We start from the raw sequence: 18,135 nt of genomic DNA, 5'->3' as shown, positions 1-18,135 counted from the left end.
AAATGAAAAAAGGTGATAAATTATTTGTAAGAATTGATTATAAAGTAGAAGAAATTAAATCTAGTTCAAATGATTTTAATGATCATATTGAATATTTAAGCGGAGTAGCATCTGAGAGATATTTTATTGGTGGTGGATTCTCTAATAAAGCTGGTGGAATGATAATTTTTGAAGCTAAAGATTTAACGGAAGCAAAAGAAGTTGCAGATAACGATCCTTTAATAAAAAGAAACTTGTATAGATACGAGTTGTTTGAATGGGATTTAGTAATTTTTTCAGAAGAAATTCAAAAGAATAAAAATATACAAAGATAGACAAAGCTGGTGAATAACTTTAGTTCATTACAATGATGACATAACTTTAATAAAGGGTGATATATAAAACTAATAATTAAGAAAACAGTTAAGTAATAATAGTAAAATATTATGAAGAAAAACTACTCATATAAAAGGAGAAAAAATGAAAAATAAGAATTTATTTTATTTAATATTATCGTTGGGAATTAGCTCAGGAACAATGTTGATAAATCGTTTTGTAGTACCAATACCTGATTGGTTAGCAATTCTACTTATGCTGTTGTCAATCGTATCTCTTATCGTTTTTGTTATTAAAAGTCGTCATAAAAGAAAATGAGCATAATCTGTAGTTATAATAATACACCATCTTCTTAAATTACGTAGCAAGAAGATATAATGGGTTAAGACGAAATTGTTATAAAATGCGTTATGTATGGTATGGAGGTTAAAGTATGATTATAAGAAGAGTTGAAGTGAAAGATTCAGAAAGATTCTTAAATATGTTGAAACAATTAGATAATGAAACAAATAATATGATGTTTCAACCAGGAGAGAGAAAAACAACTATAGGAGAAATGGAATCCAACATAAGAAATATGAATAATTCAAAGTCACTAACGTTGGTAGGTGAAGATAATGGAAATATAGTTGGCTTTTTATCAGCTGAGAGAGGCTTTGCTAATAGGATAAAACATAGCGCTTATATAGTTATAGGTATATTAACGGATTATAGAGGAAGAAAAATTGGAGTGAAATTTTTTGAAGAAATGGAGAAATGGGCATTAGAAAGTAATATTACAAGACTAGAATTAACAGTGATAACTCATAACGAAAGTGCTATACACTTGTATAAAAAAATGGGATTTAAAATTGAAGGAACAAAGGAAAAGTCACTTATTGTAAATGGACAATATGTAGATGAATATTATATGGGTAAAATTCTTTGACCATGTACAGTTTATTCTTTTAAAGGCAAAATAAAGTTAAAGTTTAAAACCGAAGAGGCAGTTACAAAAGGTAAGGTTAAATCGAAGTTATGTTAGTAAATGCTAGTACATAAAGAAATTTATTGGTGAATTATCAGCTCGAGTACTTCTCGAAAAACAAACGAATAAGTTAAAGTAGCCTATAAGTGGCTTTGTAACTAGGTTTCAAATGGAATATAATTGCAACGTTGCAACCTTTTCTGTAATATAGTTGCAGTATTGAAGAATATAAAATTTCTGTTTGTGGATAAGCTGGTTTGGATATGTGAATATTGTTATTTTATTTTTAATAAATTATTGTTTTTGTTAATGCTTGATAAAGCAAGTAATTTTAATGGTTTAAGTAGAAAAAGAAAAGTAACACAACCGGAGTAAAAAACGTATTTTTAAAAGGGACAAGCGAAGATTAAATGTAATATGAATGTAGAAAAATAAAGGATTTTAAGAAAATATAAAATGATAAATATACTATGCTCACATATCTGAAGGTCGTGGGTTCGACTCCCGCTGGGCGCACCATTTACAAATAATATATACGGTTGAGATATAAGGCTTTACAGAGTTTATAGAGAACTTTGTAAAGCCTTATTTTTATTAAAAAAATAGTATAATTATGCTTTTGGTTATTACTTTGAAGAATAAACTTTAATATAAAAAATATTACAATTAAAAAAGTAATTAAAAAAATTGACAAAACATACATAATGTATTATATTTGTTATTGGAGAAAAAAATAGCATAATAGGGGGAAATATGATGAAGAAAATGAAAAAGAGTTTAGTGTTATTAATGAGTTTTTTATTTATTCCAATAATGTTGATTGGATGTAGCTCTAAACCAAAAGTAAGTCCTGATGAGACAGCAAAAATTTTATTTAATTTTTACATTAAAGGAGACCAAAGTGGTTTAGAAAAAATTAAAATGCCAAAAGATGTAATAGATGAAACAGCAAAGCTTCAAAAAGAAACATATACTACAGCGATAAAAAATAATTTTAAAGTTGCAGGTTTAACAATTAAAGATGAGCAAGTTGAACAAATATATGAAGCGCGTATGGAAGGTCTAAAAAAATTAACAGTAACTACAGAAACTGTTTCTGAAAGTGATACAGAAGCACAAGTTAAGATAAAATCAACATATTTTGATACAGTTGCACTTGATAAAAAAGCAGCACAAGATGCAGTTGAACAGGTTAAAAAATTAAAACTTACAAACCAACAAGAAGCTAAAACTAAAGTAACAGATGCTTATATCAAAAATTTAGTAGAAGCATTTAAAAATGTGAAACCATCAGCTGATACAAAGGAAAAAACTTTTAAGTTTACTATTCAAGAAAAAGTTTGGTTGCCACAAAATATGATTCAATTTGGTTCAGGTATTGGTGGACAAGTTTCAGGAATGTAATAAAAGTTAATCAATTTTAAATACATTATATAGAAATCGAAAAACGTACTAGAAAATCTAGTGCGTTTTATTTTTTATCTTTTTTTATTTCTTCATTTTTTAGTACCAAGAAGGTATATTCTAGTAGTATATGTTTTGCTATTTTTTATATAAGAGTCAGATATAATATTTTTAAAGTGGATTTTATGTGGGCAGTATTAATATAAAACAATAAAAATGTAAAGGTTTAAAAAAACATTGACAAACTTATACGTACAAGTTAAAATAAAATTAACAAACATGTACGTACAAGTAGTGACCACTAAGTGATAAATGGCTAGATATAAAAGTTTATGATAAAAATATTTATTTAACGAAAAAACGTTAAAAAATTAAAAGGAGGGTTACTATGTCAAAGTTTACCAATGAAGCAAAGCAATTACTAGAATATATTGGCGGAAAAGAAAATATTTCAGCAGTATCTCACTGTGTAACTCGTATGAGATTTGTACTAAATGATGAATCAAAAGCGGACGTAAAGAAAATCGAAGCACTAAAAAGTGTAAAAGGAACATTCACACAAGCAGGACAGTTCCAAGTTATAATAGGAAATGAAGTTTCAAGCTTTTATAATGACTTTGCAGAAGTTTCAGGAGTAGATGGAGTAAGTAAAGATGCAGCAAAACAAGCAGCAAGACAAAATATGAATGTAGTTCAAAGAATGTTAGCTCACTTAGCAGAAATTTTCACACCATTGATTCCAGCAATAATAGTAGGAGGATTAATTTTAGGCTTCCGTAACATAATTGGAGATATTAAATTATTAGAAGATGGAACAAAAACCATAACACAAGTTTATCAATTTTGGAGCGGAGTGCATTCATTCTTATGGCTAATAGGTGAGGCTATATTCTTCTTCTTACCGGTTGGTATAACATGGTCTATCTCAAAGAAGATGGGTGCTACTCAGATATTAGGTATAGTTTTAGGTCTTACTTTAGTATCACCACAATTGTTAAATGCTTATGCAGTTGCAGGCGCAAAAGAAATTCCAGTATGGAATTTTGGATTTGCACAAGTTAAAATGATAGGTTATCAAGCGCAAGTTATCCCAGCTATACTAGCAGGTTTTGTATTAGCTAACTTAGAATTAAAGCTTCGCAAGATAGTTCCAGAATATATTTCCATGATAGTTGTTCCGTTTTTAGCATTAATACCAACAGTATTAATTGCTCATGTAATATTAGGACCATTAGGTTGGAAGATAGGTTCTGCTATCTCAACGGTTGTATATGCTGGCTTAACATCAAGTTTTAGTTGGTTATTCGCATCAATATTTGGATTTGTATATGCACCATTAGTAATAACAGGTTTACATCATATGACAAACGCTATAGATTTACAATTAATCGGTCAATTTGGTGGAACAAGTTTATGGCCAATGATTGCATTATCAAATATTGCGCAAGGTTCAGCAGTATTAGCTATGATTTACTTAAATAGAGATAATGAAGAGGAAAAGCAAGTATCTATACCAGCAGCAATTTCATGTTACTTAGGTGTAACAGAGCCAGCTATGTTTGGTATTAACTTAAAATATGTATTCCCATTCTTAGCAGCAATGATAGGCTCAGCTGCAGCAGCTGTAGTATCAGTAGGTTCAAAAGTTATGGCAAATTCTATAGGGGTAGGTGGATTACCAGGAATCCTATCAATCAAGCCACAAAATATGTTATCATTTGCATTGGCAATGCTTATAGCAATTGTAGTTCCATTTGTTTTAACAATAATTTTTGCTAAGAAGCGTGGATTAAAAAAAGACAAATAAATAATGAATAAAAAAGGGGAGTTTTATAGCTTCCCTTTACTTGTTGTTTTAAATATAAAATGCCGACAGTTAAAACTTTTTAAAATAAGATCAAGATGCTATAAATAAAGACTATAAGGAGTAATTGTTATGATAGATTTTAAGAAAAGTGTGGTATATCAAATATATCCTAAATCTTTTAATGATACTAATGAGGATGGTATTGGTGATTTAAAAGGGGTTACAGAAAAATTAGATTATATAAATAATCTAGGCGTTGATTATATATGGTTAACACCAATATATATATCACCACAAAAGGACAATGGATATGATGTTGCGGACTATTGTAATATAGATTCTAGATTTGGAACAATGGAAGATTTAGAACAACTAATAAGTGAAGCTGATAAACGTGGCATAAATATAATGCTGGACATGGTATTTAATCATACATCAACAGAGCATGAGTGGTTTAAAAAAGCTATGAATGGTGAGGAAAAGTATAAAGATTTTTATATTTTTAAAGAACCCAAAGATGGTAAAAATCCGACAAATTGGGAATCAAAGTTCGGTGGGTCAGCTTGGGAGTATGTAGAAGAATTTGATGAATACTATCTACATTTATTTGATGTAACTCAGGCAGATTTAAATTGGGAAAATAAAGAAGTTAAAAATGAAATATTTAAAATAGTAAACTACTGGATAAACAAGGGAGTGAAGGGCTTTAGACTAGATGTTATTAATCTAATTTCTAAGCCGCATCAGTATGAAAGTGATCATGAAGGCGATGGTCGTCGTTTTTATACTGATGGTCCTAAAATTCATGAATATTTAAAGGAATTAAATATAGAAACTTTTGGTAAACATGAAGAAATTATTACTGTTGGAGAAATGTCATCTACTACCCTAGAAAATTGTATAAAATATTCAAATCCAGAGGAAAAAGAATTATCGATGGTCTTTAATTTTCACCATTTAAAAGTTGATTATGAAAATGGTGATAAGTGGACAAATATGGAGTTTGATTTTATACAGCTAAAAGAAATATTTGAAAAGTGGCAGGTAGGAATTGGTAAAGGTAATGGGTGGAATGCAGTATTTTGGTGTAATCACGATCAACCACGTATAGTATCTAGATTTGGTAATGATATGAAATATCATAATGAATCGGCTAAGATGCTTGCGACTACAATCCATATGATGCAGGGAACACCATATGTATATCAAGGTGAAGAAATAGGAATGACGAATCCTAAGTTTGATGATATTGACAAATATAAAGATGTTGAAACACTTAATATATTTAATATAAAGAAAAGTTATGGTATGGATGAAAACACTATAATGAATATTATAAAAAGAAAATCTAGGGATAACTCAAGAACTCCAATGCAATGGAATAATAGCAAAAATTCAGGGTTTACAGGGGGAACACCTTGGATTGGAGTATCACCAAACTATAAAGATATTAATGTTGAAAATGCATTAGAGAATGAAGAGTCTATTTTTTATCATTATAAAAAGTTAATAACTCTAAGAAAGAAATTAGATATTATTGCTTATGGTGATTTCAAGTTAATCTTAAAGGAACATAAGGATATATTTGCATATATTAGGACCTATAATAATGAAAAATTGTTGGTAATAAATAATTTCTATGGAAAAGAAACTTCATTTGAAATACCAGCAGAGATTAACGTTGAAGGATATAAAAGTAAAGTTTTAATATCAAATTACAAAGATTCAAGTAAAAAATTGAAAAAAGTTAGTTTGAGACCATATGAATCAATTGTATATCACCTTGAGAAATGATTTTATCAATGATAGAATATCCTTAATAACAATAGGATTAGGTGATAAAAATGAAAGCTAAATATTTAACTATATATGACGAGATAACTGAAAAAATTAAGAATAAGGAATATAAACCTACTACTAAGCTACCTTCTGAAAATGATTTGATGCAGCAGTATAATGTATCTAGAGATACTGTAAGAAAGGCATTAACCCTATTAGAGCAAAATGGGTATATACAAAAAATTAAAGGGAAAGGTTCTTTGGTTTTAGAAGTGAACAAATTTGATTTTCCTGTTTCGGGACTTATTAGTTTTAAAGAACTAGCCAAAAAAATGGGCAGTAAGTCTGAAACGATTGTGGCCGATTTACAGTTAATAAAGGTAGACAAGGTTTTAATAAAACATTTGCATGCAACTCCAAAGGATGAAGTATGGAAGAGTATAAGGATAAGAAAAATAGATGGTGAAAAAATTATATTAGATAAAGATTTCATAAATAAAAGGTATGTACCTTCATTAACAAAAGAAATTTGTGAAAACTCAATATATGAATATATTGAGAATGAACTAGGGTTGCAGATAGGTTTTGCAAAAAAAGAAATTACAGTAGAAGCAGCAACGGAAGAGGACAAAAAATATTTAGATTTACAAAATTACGATATGATTGTAGTAGTTAAAAACTATGTTTATTTAAATGACGCTAGTTTGTTCCAATATACTGAATCTAGACATAGAACAGATAAATTTAGATTTGTAGATTTTGCTAGAAGAAGTATAAAATAAATGATAAAATTTTTACAGATATTAATTCCCTTAAAGTAGGTTATATAACTACTTTGAGGGAATTAATAATTAATAATTAATAAATAGATTTAATTTCTTTTGGACATAATTATATCTATAGCAATATAAAGAGCATCTTTATTTAAATCTTTTTCATAATAATCAGGAAGAACCCCGCGATGTGTATCTAATCCGTTAGGTCTTGCAAAGTGTTTATGAGAAACTCCCACTAATAAATTTGTATTAGGTAAATTAAAGTTATAAATATCTCCGTAATGTGTGGCTAATCCACCTGTTTCTTCACCTATTAAATAGCCAATATGATAGTCTTTTACCATAGATGATAATATGACTGCACTTGAAAAGGTGTTTTTACCTATTAAGAAGTATGTGTTTCCATGAAATACTGGTTTTTCGGTATAACTTCTAGTAGCTTTAGAGGTAAAAGTATAAGTTTGTCCTAATCTATTTTTAAATTTTAGCATTTCTTCTTTACTTATATATTGATTACTATTATAGTAATCAAGTATCTCCTTACTAATTTTTATATCTACCTTTGAAGCTGGTTTATAATTTCCAGCATAAATATACTCTACTAAAAGTTGGGCTAATTTTGAGCTACCTCCACCATTTTTTCTTAAGTCAATTATTAAATCATTTATACCTTTTTCTTTCATATCTTGAAAACTTGTATCTAAGAATTTTTTAAAACCTTCAAAATCACTACAAGAATTAAAATTTATTAGAGCTATATTGTTATCTAATACTTTATATTCATATAATTTATATTCTTTTTTATTAGAAGTGTTTGTCATTAAGTTTTTTATATAATTAAAACTCTTACCTTGAAGTGTTATCTTGAATTCATTACCCGTAGAATCTTTAAGATTAATTTCATAGAATGCCTTAAAATCATTATCTAAATGATATAATATACCGAAATTTCTTTGTACAGATGTTTCTTTAAAAGAACTTTGTTTACCGAAAGTATATTTTATCATTTCAGAATATAATTTACTACTATTTTTATTATTAATAGCTGTAATTTCGTAACCCTGATATTGATTTTTTAGAGCTTTAATTAATATTTCATTCAAATATAGCTTCTTATTTTTTACCACTACTGTAATAGGGATTAAATTTTTAGTTGAAGTTACTTTTTTTATAAAGCTATTTGGTAACTTTAAAAACGTATGTCCATCTTCAATTTTTGATATTATAGGAGCAAATCTTTTAAAAAACTCTGTTTCAGTTATAGGTTCTTGTATTTCATTTAAAGTTTCGTGTATTTGTTTATTAAAAGCTTCCTTATCAATAGAAAAATATAAATTTGGATGGATCCTTTCTAGTTTATCTACTAATACTTTTACGTCTTCGGCTATTTCATTTTTAGAATATAATTTGCTAGTTGAATTTTCAGCATAAGCATATGCTGGAGCTGAAATCATTATGCAACTTAATACTAAAGAAAGACATGCTAAGAATATTTTTTTCATTGTGTTTCCTCCTCTTGAAATATTATCAATAATAGTTTATTATACTTAATTTTTACAATCAATTAAATTTTTCTTAAATATTCCTTAACTTAATAACATTCAGATGTTATATAATAAACGGGGGTTGTTTTATTCATAATCAACATTATTTTAGAATATAAATTCATAAAAAGTATTGACATATAGTTAAAAATGATGTAACATATTCTATGTTGCTGGTGTACAAGGCGTAATGAAGTTTATGAGAATATAGATAACGGGGTGTGGCGCAGATGGTAGCGCGCATGGTTTGGGACCATGAGGCCGCGGGTTCGAGACCTGCCACCCCGACCATTATAATAAATAAATTAAAATGCGGGAGTGGCTCAGTGGTAGAGCGTCACCTTGCCAAGGTGAACGTCGCGAGTTCGAATCTCGTCTTCCGCTCCAAATATGCGGGTATGGTTCAATGGTAGAACGTCAGCCTTCCAAGCTGAACACAGGGGTTCGATTCCCCTTACCCGCTCCATTTATAAAAGAGATATAGCAAAAAAAAATAAAGCTTTACAAAGTTATTAAGACTTTGTAAAGCTTTATTTTTTTATATATTTTTATGTTGCAATTTACGAAATTATAAGTTCTGTTGATCTTATAATTTTTGATCAGAATCAATATATGCAATTTTAGGAATTGATAATTTTAATTTATTATCAAATAAATAATTGAGAAATGAATAATTCATCAAGAAAAAATGAATGAATTATCGTTGAATAATAAATTCAATTTTCTTGCAAAACAGAGTTAAAAATGCTATAATAATACAGGTGGATGAATAATTGATAAGTTAAAAAATCATGAAGGGGGCGTAAAAGAATGAAAAGTGAAAAGAAAATGTCACTTACTATAAAAATACTATTAGGACTAGCTTTGGGTATAATTTTTGGAATAATAGCTAATATAACATTTGAAAAATCATTAAATGAATCTATAATAAAATGGGTTTTAGGCCCAGCAGGAACAGTATTTTTAAGGGGTATAAAAATGCTAGTAGTTCCTCTTGTTTTATGTTCGTTAATATCTGGTACTGCTAGTGTAGGAGATATTAAAAAACTTGGTAGAGTAGGAATAAAAACGCTTGTTTATTATACACTAACAACTGCAATAGCTATAACACTAGCTATAGTATTAGCTAGTGTTATAAAGCCAGGAGTAGGAGGTACGGAACTTCTATCAAGTGTTGGAGATTTTAAAGCTGCTGAAGCTCCATTTATTATGGATGTTTTTGTTAATATGGTTCCAACTAACCCTATTAAATCATTAGTAGAAGGGGAAATGCTTCAAATAATTACTTTTTCTATATTATTTGGAATAGCAGCAACTATGATTGGGAAAGCGGCAGAACCTGTAATTAATATCGTAAAACAAACAAATGAAGTGCTTTTGAAGATAATAGGAATAGTTATGGCATTTGCGCCAGTTGGGGTTTTTGCTCTTATATCTAAGGTTATAATGATTCAAGGAGCAGATGTGTTACTTAAACTTTTAAAATACGGAGTAACAATTATATTAGTATTAGCAATACAAGCTATAATAGTTTATGGACTAGCTTTGAAAGTTTTGGGACGAGTAAATCCTATTAAGTTCTTTAAGAAATTCTGGCCTGTAATGGTAGTTGCTTTTAGTACATCAAGTAGTAATGCTACTATACCTGTAAATCTTGAAACTTGTGAAGAAAAATTGGGGGTTCCAAACTCTATTGCAAGTTTTACAATTCCATTAGGTGCAACTATAAATATGGATGGTACTGCAATAATGCAGGGTGTTGCTACTGTATTTATTGCACAAGTATATGGTCTACCACTTACAATTAATCAATTAATGATGGTAGTTCTAACTGCTACTCTAGCATCAGTAGGTACAGCAGGTGTACCAGGAGTTGGATTAATAACACTTTCTATGGTATTACAACAAGTAGGGCTTCCAGTAGAAGGAATAACTTTAGTATTAGGTATAGATAGAATACTTGATATGATAAGAACGGCTGTTAATGTAACTGGAGATGCAGCTGCAACAGTAATAATGGCTAATTCGGAGAGTGAACTAGATTTAGATATATATAATAGTAATAATACTGCAACGGATATTGAGATTGAGGAATGTGTTTTAGAATTAGAAGAAGCTTAGTATTGCTTTAAAATACATACTAAAAAAGACTTTGAAAGTTTTAATAACTTTGAAAGTCTTTTTTAGTGCTTAAAAATGAATAAAAATGAAACTAAAACATTCATATATAATAAGAAAAATGAAATTAATAAAAAGCTAAAAATTCATTTTGTTGCAAAAAATATTATAAATTGGTATAATACTACGGGTATATGAATAAAGAAACAATGGAATAAATCTTTATAAAGGAGAAAATGAATGAAAAACAATAAGAAAATGTCATTAGCAACAAAAATACTTTTGGCTTTAATGTTTGGAGTAGTATTTGGAATAGTTGCAAATATGTTTTTTGCTAAAACATTAAATGATGATTTAAGCAAATGGATATTAACTCCAGTAGGAAATATATTTTTAAGATCAATAAAAATGCTAGTTGTTCCACTTGTATTATGTTCCTTAATATGCGGTACGGCTAGTATGGGAGATATAAAAAAACTTGGTAGGGTTGGTATAAAAACTATTGTTTATTACACTGTAACAACTGCTTTTGCAATAACGTTAGCTATGTTTTTTGCTAATATTTTAAATCCAGGTCTTAATACAGGGATTAATTTATTATCTGTTAATGAAAATATAAAAGCTACTCAACCACCATTTATTATGGACATTTTTGTGAATATGGTTCCTGTTAATCCATTTAAATCTTTGGTTGAAGGCAATATGCTTCAAATAATTACTTTTTCTATATTATTTGGAGTAGCAGCGACTATGATTGGAAAATCAGCAGAACCTGTAATTAATATCGTAAAACAAATAAATGAAGTGCTTTTAAGAATAATAGGAATAGTTATGGAATTTGCGCCTGTTGGTGTTTTTGCTCTTATATCAAAAGTTGTAATGAGTCAAGGTGCGGCAGTTTTAATTCCTCTTCTAAAATATTTAGGAACTGTAGTTTTGGTTTTGATTATACAAGCTATATTCGTATATGGAACTGCCTTAAAAGTATTAGCTAAAGTCAACCCTTTTGTGTTCTTTAAGAAGTTTTGGACTGTAATGGTTGTTGCATTTAGTACATCTAGTAGTAATGCTACAATTCCAGTTAGCTTAGAAGTTTGTGAAGAAAAGTTAGGAGTTTCTAAATCTATATCAAGTTTTACAATTCCCCTAGGTGCAACAATAAATATGGACGGTACAGCTGTAATGCAAGGGGTTGCGGCTATATTTATTGCTCAACTTGCTGGAGGAGATCTTACAGTACATCAAATGCTATTGGTAGTTCTTACATCTACTCTTGCATCTATAGGAACAGCAGGAGTTCCAGGAGCAGGTGTGATAATGCTTTCTATGGTTTTACAGCAAATAGGACTTCCTTTAGAAGGGGTAGCACTAGTGTTAAGTATTGATAGATTAGTGGATATGGTAAGAACAGTAGTGAATGTAACAGGTGACGCAGCAGCTACTGTAATAATGGCAAGCTCAGAAAATGAACTTGATTTAGCTGTATATAATGATATAAAAGTAGCAGAAGTTGAAGTGATTTAGAATTTTAATAAAATGAATAATATAAGATAAGAATGTAAATAATACTTATATACATTATCAACTCCATTTAAACTTATATAACTAGTTAACTAGTTATAATTCCAGTAAGCCATATGTTCAATTTATATTTGAACATATGGCTTTTAAAATTAGGTATTGCTTTTTGAGATGATTTGATTTAATATATACATATACAGATTAAATACGAATAATAAATACATAAACACGAAAAATGTTCGTGTGCTCGTATATGTTTAGTGATATGGACTAAACGTTTCTACCAAATAGCCTTAAACTATTTGACTACGGGTGTTTATATTAGAAGTTTTATACTTATAATTATTAATGAAATGTGTATGCTTTGCAATATTTTCGCATATTGGTTATAATATGTATATTTGGACATATATGTATTGTAAAGCAGATATAATTAATAGTTTTTAGTTATAGGTATCAGAAATGAATATAAACTCCCTAGTTAATTCTAGGGAGTTTTCTTTTTACAGATTTAATTTCAAATATTTATAAAGGCGGGATATTGAATATGGAACTACTAAAAAATAAAATCTTACAGGATGGACAAGTTATAGGGGGAAATGTTTTAAAAGTAGATAGTTTTTTAAATCATCAGATAGATGTGCAGTTATTCAATGAAATTGGTAAGGAATTTAAAGAGAGATTTAAACATAAAGAGGTAACTAAGATATTGACTATAGAAGCATCAGGAATAGGAATAGCTTGTATTGCTGCTCAATATTTTAATGTTCCTGTGGTTTTTGCAAAAAAGCAACAGGGAAGCAATATGGATAAAGATAATTTTCAGGTAGAGGTTTTTTCTTTTACTAAAAATAAATCGTACAATGTGAGCGTATCAAAAAAATATATTTCTTCAGAAGATAAAATTTTAATAATTGACGATTTTTTAGCAAATGCAAATGCTGCTTCAGGTCTTATTGATATTGTAAACCAAGGAGAGGCAGAAGTTGTTGGAGTAGGTATTGTCATTGAAAAAGGATTTCAAAATGGAAGAAAATTTATTGAAGAAAAAAATGTGCAGTTAGAATCTTTAGCCATTATAGAATCTATGGAAAAAAATAATATTATCTTTAAAAATTAAATAAAAATACATATTATCAAAGGATGAAATTATAAGGAGGCCAATTATGAAAAAGATTTTTGCTTTAATGTTAACATTAGTTATGAGTTTAGGTATCGTATTAACAGGTTGCGGATCAAATGCAAATAAAGGAAATAGTGCTAGTAAAAAAGAAACTGCTGGGGATAAAAAAATAAGTAAAGATGATGTGAAAATGGGATTTATTTATGTAGGACCTGTTGGTGATGAAGGTTGGACATACTCTCATGATCAAGCAAAACAATATGTAGAAAAAGAATTAGGACTTCAACCATCAGTAATTAAGGAGTCTGTAAAGGAAGATACTGCAGAAGTTCAAAAAGTAATAGAAGATATGATAGATCAAGGATGTAATATTATAGTAGGTACAAGTTTTGGATTTATGGATGGTATGGCAAAATCAGCAAATGAACATCCAGATGTGAAATTTTTACACTGTGCAGGTTATATGACTGAAGATAACATGTCAAATTATTTTGGAAGAATATATCAAGCAAGATATTTATCAGGTATAGTTGCAGGAATGAAGAGTAAGACTAATGTAATTGGATATGTAGCTGCACATGAAATACCAGAAGTTGTAAGAGGGATAAATGCTTTCACTTTAGGAGTACGTTCTGTAAATCCTAAGGCTGTCGTAAAAGTAAAATGGACTAATACTTGGTATGATCCAGCAAAAGAAAAAGAAGCTGCTAAAGCTTTACTAGATGAGGGAGCAGATGTTATTACTCAACATCAAGATACTGCAGGGCCACAACAAGCAGCAGAAGAAAAAGGCGCATTCTCAATAGGATATAACACTAACATGGAAGCGAAAGCACCAAAGGCATATATGACAGCTCCAGTATGGAATTGGGGTCCATATTATGTTGAACAAGTTAAAGCAATAATGGATGGAACATGGAAGTCAGAAAGCTATTGGGGTGGATTAAAAGAAGGTACTGTAGAACTTGCTCCACTTACAAAAAATGCACCAGAAGGGGCAGAAGAAAAAGTTAAAAAAGCAAAACAAGATATAATATCAGGTGCAAATAAAATATTTGTAGGACCTATTAAAGATAATAAAGGTCAGGAAAAAGCTGCTAAAGATAAAGTTATGACAGATGAAGAATTACTAAAAATGGATTGGTTTGTAGAGGGAGTTCAAAATGGTGGAAAATAAAGTTCCATATATACAAATGAAAAATATAATTAAAAAGTTTGGTGAAGTAATAGCCAATAATAATATTAATCTAGAGGTTTATGGGGGAGAGGTTCATGCACTTCTAGGTGAAAATGGTGCTGGTAAAAGTACATTGATGAATATGCTATCAGGAGTTTATACTCCTGATAGCGGTTCTATTTTAATGCATGGAAAAGAAAAAAAATTCACATCACCAAAGGATGCTATAAGTGCAGGAGTTGGAATGATATATCAGCACTTCAAGTTAGTTGAGACTATGACTGCTGTAGAGAATATAATATTGGGGCAAAAGGGTGAGTTATTTTTAAATAGAAAGAAAAGTATAAAGAAGATAAAAGAAATTATTGATAAATTTGGATTAGAAGTTAATTTAGAAAAGAATGTTTATGATATGTCTGTAGGTGAAAAGCAAAATCTTGAAATTTTAAAAGTTTTATATAGAGGGGCAAATATTCTTATATTAGATGAGCCTACAGCTGTATTTACTCCTCAAGAAAGTGAAAAGTTATTTAAGATAGTAGAGCGAATGAAGAAGGAAGGCTGTGCTATTATATTTATTACTCATAAAATGGATGAAGTAATGGATAATGCAGATAGAATAACAGTACTCAGAAAAGGTGAAAGTATAAAAACTTTAAGTAAAACTGATACAAATCCTAAAGAACTTACTGAACTTATGGTAGGTAAAACAGTAGAGTTATCTATAAAAAGGGTTAAAGGGAAAAAAGGAAATAAGCTTCTACAAGTTAATAATTTGAGGGTAGCAAATGAAGAAAAGATTGAAATTCTGAAAGACATTAGTTTTTGTGTGAATTTTGGTGAGATTTTTGGCATAGCAGGAATAGCAGGAAGTGGACAAAAAGAGTTATGTGAAGCTATAGCTGGAATTCAAAAGGTTAAAAGTGGAGAAATTATTTTTGAAGAAGAAAACCTAGTTGGAAAAACTAGTAGAGAAATTATACGAAAAGGAGTAAGTATGAGCTTTATACCAGAAGATAGGTTAGGCATGGGCCTTGTAGCATCTATGGATATGGTTGATAATTTACTTCTAAAAAATTATCAGGATAAAAAAGGATTATTTATACATAGAAAGCCTATTGAAGATAAAGCAAAACAGATGGTGAAAAAACTAGAAATAAAAACTCCAAGTATACACTATCCAATAAGATATTTATCAGGTGGAAATATTCAAAAAATACTTCTAGGAAGAGAACTAAGTTTATATCCTAAACTTTTAATAATGGCTTATCCAGTAAGAGGATTAGATATAAATACATGTTATACAATATATGAATTAATAAATGAAGAAAAACAAAAAGGCAATTCTGTTATTTACATAGGAGAAGATTTAGATGTATTAATAGAATTATGTGATAAAATAATGGTTATTTGTAATGGAGAAGTAACTGGAATTATGGATGCAAAAGAAGCTACTAAAGAAAAAATAGGAATGTTAATGTTAGGGAAAAAAGAAGAGGAGGTTATAGTGAATGATTAGAGTGGTAAAAAAGAGTGAAATAACAAAAACACAAAGTATAAAAATAAGAACTGTAGCTATAATTCTTGCTCTTTTGGTAGTTGCAGTTTTTATTTTGAGTTTAGGATTAAATCCTTTTAAGGTTTATGCTTCTATGATTAAAGGTGCTTTTGGATCTAATTATAAAATTAGACAAACTATAATAACAGCTATACCTCTTTTAATAACTTCTTTAGGAATATCTGTTGCTTTTAAGATGCAATTTTGGAATATAGGTGGAGAAGGACAGATAATGATGGGAGCCTTTTTCGCATCTTATTTTGCTCTTAATTTTGGAAATTTACCTAAACCAATTTTACTCTTAATAATGGCTGTTGCGGGAGTTGTAGGAGGCGGGATTTGGGCTTTTATACCCGCATTTTTTAAGTCTAAGTGGGGTACAAATGAAACTATTATAACCTTGATGATGAATTATATTGCATTAAAATGGATAGCTTATCTTCAATATGATTTATGGAAAGATCCAAAGGCGATGGGGTTTCCGAAAATACCTAATTTCTCTAAAAATGCTGTGCTTCCAAAAGTTTTAGGAATTCATATAGGATGGATTATAGGAGTTATTCTTGTTGTGTTAATATATATTTTCATGAATTATACAAAAAAAGGATATGAAATTAAAGTTTTGGGAGAGAGTCAGAAAACTGCACAATATGCTGGTATTAATATTAAAAATACAATATTGAGTGCTGTATTTTTAAGTGGTGGTTTATGTGGATTAGTTGGAATGATTCAAGCGTCTGCTGTCAGCAATACCTTATCTGTACAGATTTCAGGAGGAGTTGGATATACGGCTATAATTGTAACATGGTTAGCTTCTTTAAGTGCACCTCTTATATTGATAGTATCTATACTCTTTGCTGCACTTCTTCAAGGAGGAGCGTATATACAGACAGCTTTTGGTATACCAGATGCCGCTGCTTTGGTTCTTCAAGGTGTGATTTTATTTTTTGTACTTGGAAGTGAATTTTTTATTAAATATAAAGTTTTAGTTAAAGAAAAAAGTAATGAAATACAAAAGGAGGCACAATAGATGGATTCAATTATAGCATTTTTAAGTGCGGCTGTAGTTGCAGGTACGCCTCTACTTTTTGCGACTTTAGGAGAAATAATAACAGAGAAAAGCGGAAATTTAAATTTAGGTGTTGAAGGTATGATGCTTCTTGGTGCGGTTTTTGGGTTTATGATAGGTTTAAAAACATCTAATCCAATTCTTGCTATTGTAGCAGCAGGGATTGCAGGAGCTTTTGGAGCGTTAATATATGGTTTTTTAACTATAAGTTTAAAAGCAAATCAAGTTGTAGCTGGATTAACTCTTACTATTTTTGGTACAGGTGTATCCAGTTTAATGGGAAAAGCATTAATAGGTAAAATTACCCCTGATACTATAAAAACTTTCTTTAAACCATTTTCTATACCAATATTAGGCAAGATACCTTTTATAGGACCTGTGTTTTTTAGGCAGGATTGTTTTGTGTATATTGGTTATATAATTGCTATATTACTAGGAATATATCTATATAATACAAGAAGGGGATTAAATTTAAGTGCAGTTGGAGAAAATCCAGCCTGTGCAGATGCAGCAAGTATAAATGTAAATCTATATAAATATATGAATGTATTATTAGGAGGAGCTTTATGTGGGTTAGGAGGAGCATATCTTTCTCTTGTATATATCCCAGCTTGGCAGGAAAATGTGACAGCAGGGAGAGGATGGATAGCAGTTGCTCTTGTAATTTTTGCATCTTGGAATCCTTATAAAGCCATTATAGGTTCATATTTATTTGGAGGATTAGATATAGTTGGATTTAGATTTGAAGCTCTTACATCATATGTTTCGCAATATTTAATAGATATGCTTCCTTATATTGTAACAATAACTGTGCTGGTTATTGTTTCTATGAAAAAGAGCAAAAAGAATGCCCCACCAGCATCATTAGGAAATCCATATTTTAGAGAAGAACGATAAAAATATTTTATGGTATAATATGGAGTGGATTTTAATTGGCATAAATTATGCTTATAAAAATAAAATAGATTATACTTTAA

At 29.4% G+C, this 18,135-nt stretch carries 14 protein-coding genes, 3 tRNA genes and 1 riboswitch; of the genes, 16 read left to right on the top strand and 1 reads right to left on the bottom strand.

The window, feature by feature from the left end; genetic code table 11:
* Nucleotides 1-2 precede the first annotated feature (2 nt).
* The 6 genes from OXH55_RS03480 (at nt 3) to treR (ending at nt 7,054) form a co-directional block, all read left to right on the top strand.
* The gene (locus OXH55_RS03480) at nt 3-314 is read left to right on the top strand and encodes a YciI family protein (RefSeq protein ID WP_268048078.1); all 312 of its coding nucleotides are present in this window, start codon (nt 3-5) and stop codon (nt 312-314) included.
* 434 nt (nt 315-748) lie between these two features.
* A complete protein-coding gene (locus OXH55_RS03475; RefSeq protein ID WP_268048077.1) occupies nt 749-1,243 on the top strand; it encodes a GNAT family N-acetyltransferase in 495 nt (164 codons plus the stop codon).
* 795 nt (nt 1,244-2,038) lie between these two features.
* Complete coding sequence (locus OXH55_RS03470; protein WP_268048076.1) at nt 2,039-2,686, top strand: DUF5105 domain-containing protein; 648 nt, start codon at nt 2,039-2,041, stop codon at nt 2,684-2,686.
* Nucleotides 2,687-3,074: 388 nt separating this feature from the next.
* Nucleotides 3,075-4,493, top strand: coding sequence for a PTS system trehalose-specific EIIBC component (gene treP, locus OXH55_RS03465; protein WP_268048075.1), 1,419 nt, complete (start codon nt 3,075-3,077; stop codon nt 4,491-4,493).
* A 129-nt stretch (nt 4,494-4,622) separates the two neighbouring features.
* Nucleotides 4,623-6,287 carry an alpha,alpha-phosphotrehalase gene (gene treC / locus OXH55_RS03460; protein ID WP_268048074.1) on the top strand — a complete coding sequence of 555 codons (1,665 nt, stop codon included), beginning with the start codon at nt 4,623-4,625 and terminating at the stop codon, nt 6,285-6,287.
* Between the two features lie 50 nt (nt 6,288-6,337).
* The gene (gene treR / locus OXH55_RS03455) at nt 6,338-7,054 is read left to right on the top strand and encodes a trehalose operon repressor (protein WP_268048073.1); all 717 of its coding nucleotides are present in this window, start codon (nt 6,338-6,340) and stop codon (nt 7,052-7,054) included.
* 89 nt (nt 7,055-7,143) lie between these two features.
* Here the strand turns inward: treR and OXH55_RS03450 are convergent, their stop codons facing one another.
* Entirely contained in the window at nt 7,144-8,550 is a 1,407-nt protein-coding gene (locus OXH55_RS03450; protein WP_268048072.1) for a S41 family peptidase, read from the bottom strand.
* Nucleotides 8,551-8,807: 257 nt separating this feature from the next.
* On the opposite strand from OXH55_RS03450, the gene OXH55_RS03445 reads away from it, so the two are divergent.
* The 10 genes from OXH55_RS03445 (at nt 8,808) to OXH55_RS03400 (ending at nt 18,055) form a co-directional block, all read left to right on the top strand.
* A tRNA-Pro gene (locus OXH55_RS03445) sits at nt 8,808-8,883 on the top strand.
* Between the two features lie 21 nt (nt 8,884-8,904).
* A tRNA-Gly gene (locus OXH55_RS03440) sits at nt 8,905-8,979 on the top strand.
* A gap of 5 nt (nt 8,980-8,984) precedes the next feature.
* Nucleotides 8,985-9,058, top strand: a tRNA-Gly gene (locus tag OXH55_RS03435).
* A gap of 344 nt (nt 9,059-9,402) precedes the next feature.
* Nucleotides 9,403-10,713, top strand: coding sequence for a dicarboxylate/amino acid:cation symporter (locus tag OXH55_RS03430; protein ID WP_268048071.1), 1,311 nt, complete (start codon nt 9,403-9,405; stop codon nt 10,711-10,713).
* Between the two features lie 237 nt (nt 10,714-10,950).
* Nucleotides 10,951-12,234 (top strand): dicarboxylate/amino acid:cation symporter, encoded by a 1,284-nt coding sequence (locus OXH55_RS03425; protein WP_268048070.1) that lies wholly within the window; start codon nt 10,951-10,953, stop codon nt 12,232-12,234.
* A 224-nt stretch (nt 12,235-12,458) separates the two neighbouring features.
* Nucleotides 12,459-12,560, top strand: a riboswitch (purine riboswitch).
* Nucleotides 12,561-12,778: 218 nt separating this feature from the next.
* A complete protein-coding gene (locus OXH55_RS03420) occupies nt 12,779-13,351 on the top strand; it encodes a xanthine phosphoribosyltransferase (protein ID WP_268048069.1) in 573 nt (190 codons plus the stop codon).
* A gap of 46 nt (nt 13,352-13,397) precedes the next feature.
* The gene (locus tag OXH55_RS03415) at nt 13,398-14,531 is read left to right on the top strand and encodes a BMP family ABC transporter substrate-binding protein (RefSeq protein ID WP_268048068.1); all 1,134 of its coding nucleotides are present in this window, start codon (nt 13,398-13,400) and stop codon (nt 14,529-14,531) included.
* Nucleotides 14,518-16,050, top strand: a complete 1,533-nt coding sequence (locus OXH55_RS03410) for an ABC transporter ATP-binding protein (RefSeq protein WP_268048067.1) — start codon at nt 14,518-14,520, stop codon at nt 16,048-16,050. The genes OXH55_RS03415 and OXH55_RS03410 overlap by 14 nt, the downstream gene beginning before the upstream one ends.
* A complete protein-coding gene (locus tag OXH55_RS03405) occupies nt 16,043-17,119 on the top strand; it encodes an ABC transporter permease (RefSeq protein WP_268048066.1) in 1,077 nt (358 codons plus the stop codon). Before OXH55_RS03410 ends, OXH55_RS03405 begins: the two co-directional genes overlap by 8 nt.
* Complete coding sequence (locus OXH55_RS03400) at nt 17,120-18,055, top strand: ABC transporter permease (RefSeq protein ID WP_268048065.1); 936 nt, start codon at nt 17,120-17,122, stop codon at nt 18,053-18,055.
* Nucleotides 18,056-18,135 lie beyond the last annotated feature (80 nt).

This window comes from Clostridium ganghwense, from assembly GCF_026735165.1.
Classification (GTDB): Bacteria; Bacillota; Clostridia; order Clostridiales; family Clostridiaceae; genus Clostridium_H; species Clostridium_H ganghwense.
The sequence above is the reverse complement of the archived record's forward strand: the minus strand, read 5'-3'. Positions and strand labels throughout refer to the sequence as shown.

Bases quoted from the DNA above. Each gene is read 5' to 3' on its own strand.
- OXH55_RS03420 (WP_268048069.1), top strand. From the start codon at position 12,779: ATGGAACTACTAAAAAATAAAATCTTACAGGATGGACAAGTTATAGGG.
- OXH55_RS03430 (WP_268048071.1), top strand. From the start codon at position 9,403: ATGAAAAGTGAAAAGAAAATGTCACTTACTATAAAAATACTATTAGGA.
- OXH55_RS03415 (WP_268048068.1), top strand. From the start codon at position 13,398: ATGAAAAAGATTTTTGCTTTAATGTTAACATTAGTTATGAGTTTAGGT.
- OXH55_RS03410 (WP_268048067.1), top strand. From the start codon at position 14,518: ATGGTGGAAAATAAAGTTCCATATATACAAATGAAAAATATAATTAAA.
- OXH55_RS03425 (WP_268048070.1), top strand. From the start codon at position 10,951: ATGAAAAACAATAAGAAAATGTCATTAGCAACAAAAATACTTTTGGCT.
- OXH55_RS03475 (WP_268048077.1), top strand. From the start codon at position 749: ATGATTATAAGAAGAGTTGAAGTGAAAGATTCAGAAAGATTCTTAAAT.
- OXH55_RS03450 (WP_268048072.1), bottom strand. From the start codon at position 8,550: ATGAAAAAAATATTCTTAGCATGTCTTTCTTTAGTATTAAGTTGCATA.
- OXH55_RS03470 (WP_268048076.1), top strand. From the start codon at position 2,039: ATGAAGAAAATGAAAAAGAGTTTAGTGTTATTAATGAGTTTTTTATTT.
- treP (WP_268048075.1), top strand. From the start codon at position 3,075: ATGTCAAAGTTTACCAATGAAGCAAAGCAATTACTAGAATATATTGGC.
- treR (WP_268048073.1), top strand. From the start codon at position 6,338: ATGAAAGCTAAATATTTAACTATATATGACGAGATAACTGAAAAAATT.
- OXH55_RS03480 (WP_268048078.1), top strand. From the start codon at position 3: ATGAAAAAAGGTGATAAATTATTTGTAAGAATTGATTATAAAGTAGAA.
- treC (WP_268048074.1), top strand. From the start codon at position 4,623: ATGATAGATTTTAAGAAAAGTGTGGTATATCAAATATATCCTAAATCT.
- OXH55_RS03400 (WP_268048065.1), top strand. From the start codon at position 17,120: ATGGATTCAATTATAGCATTTTTAAGTGCGGCTGTAGTTGCAGGTACG.
- OXH55_RS03405 (WP_268048066.1), top strand. From the start codon at position 16,043: ATGATTAGAGTGGTAAAAAAGAGTGAAATAACAAAAACACAAAGTATA.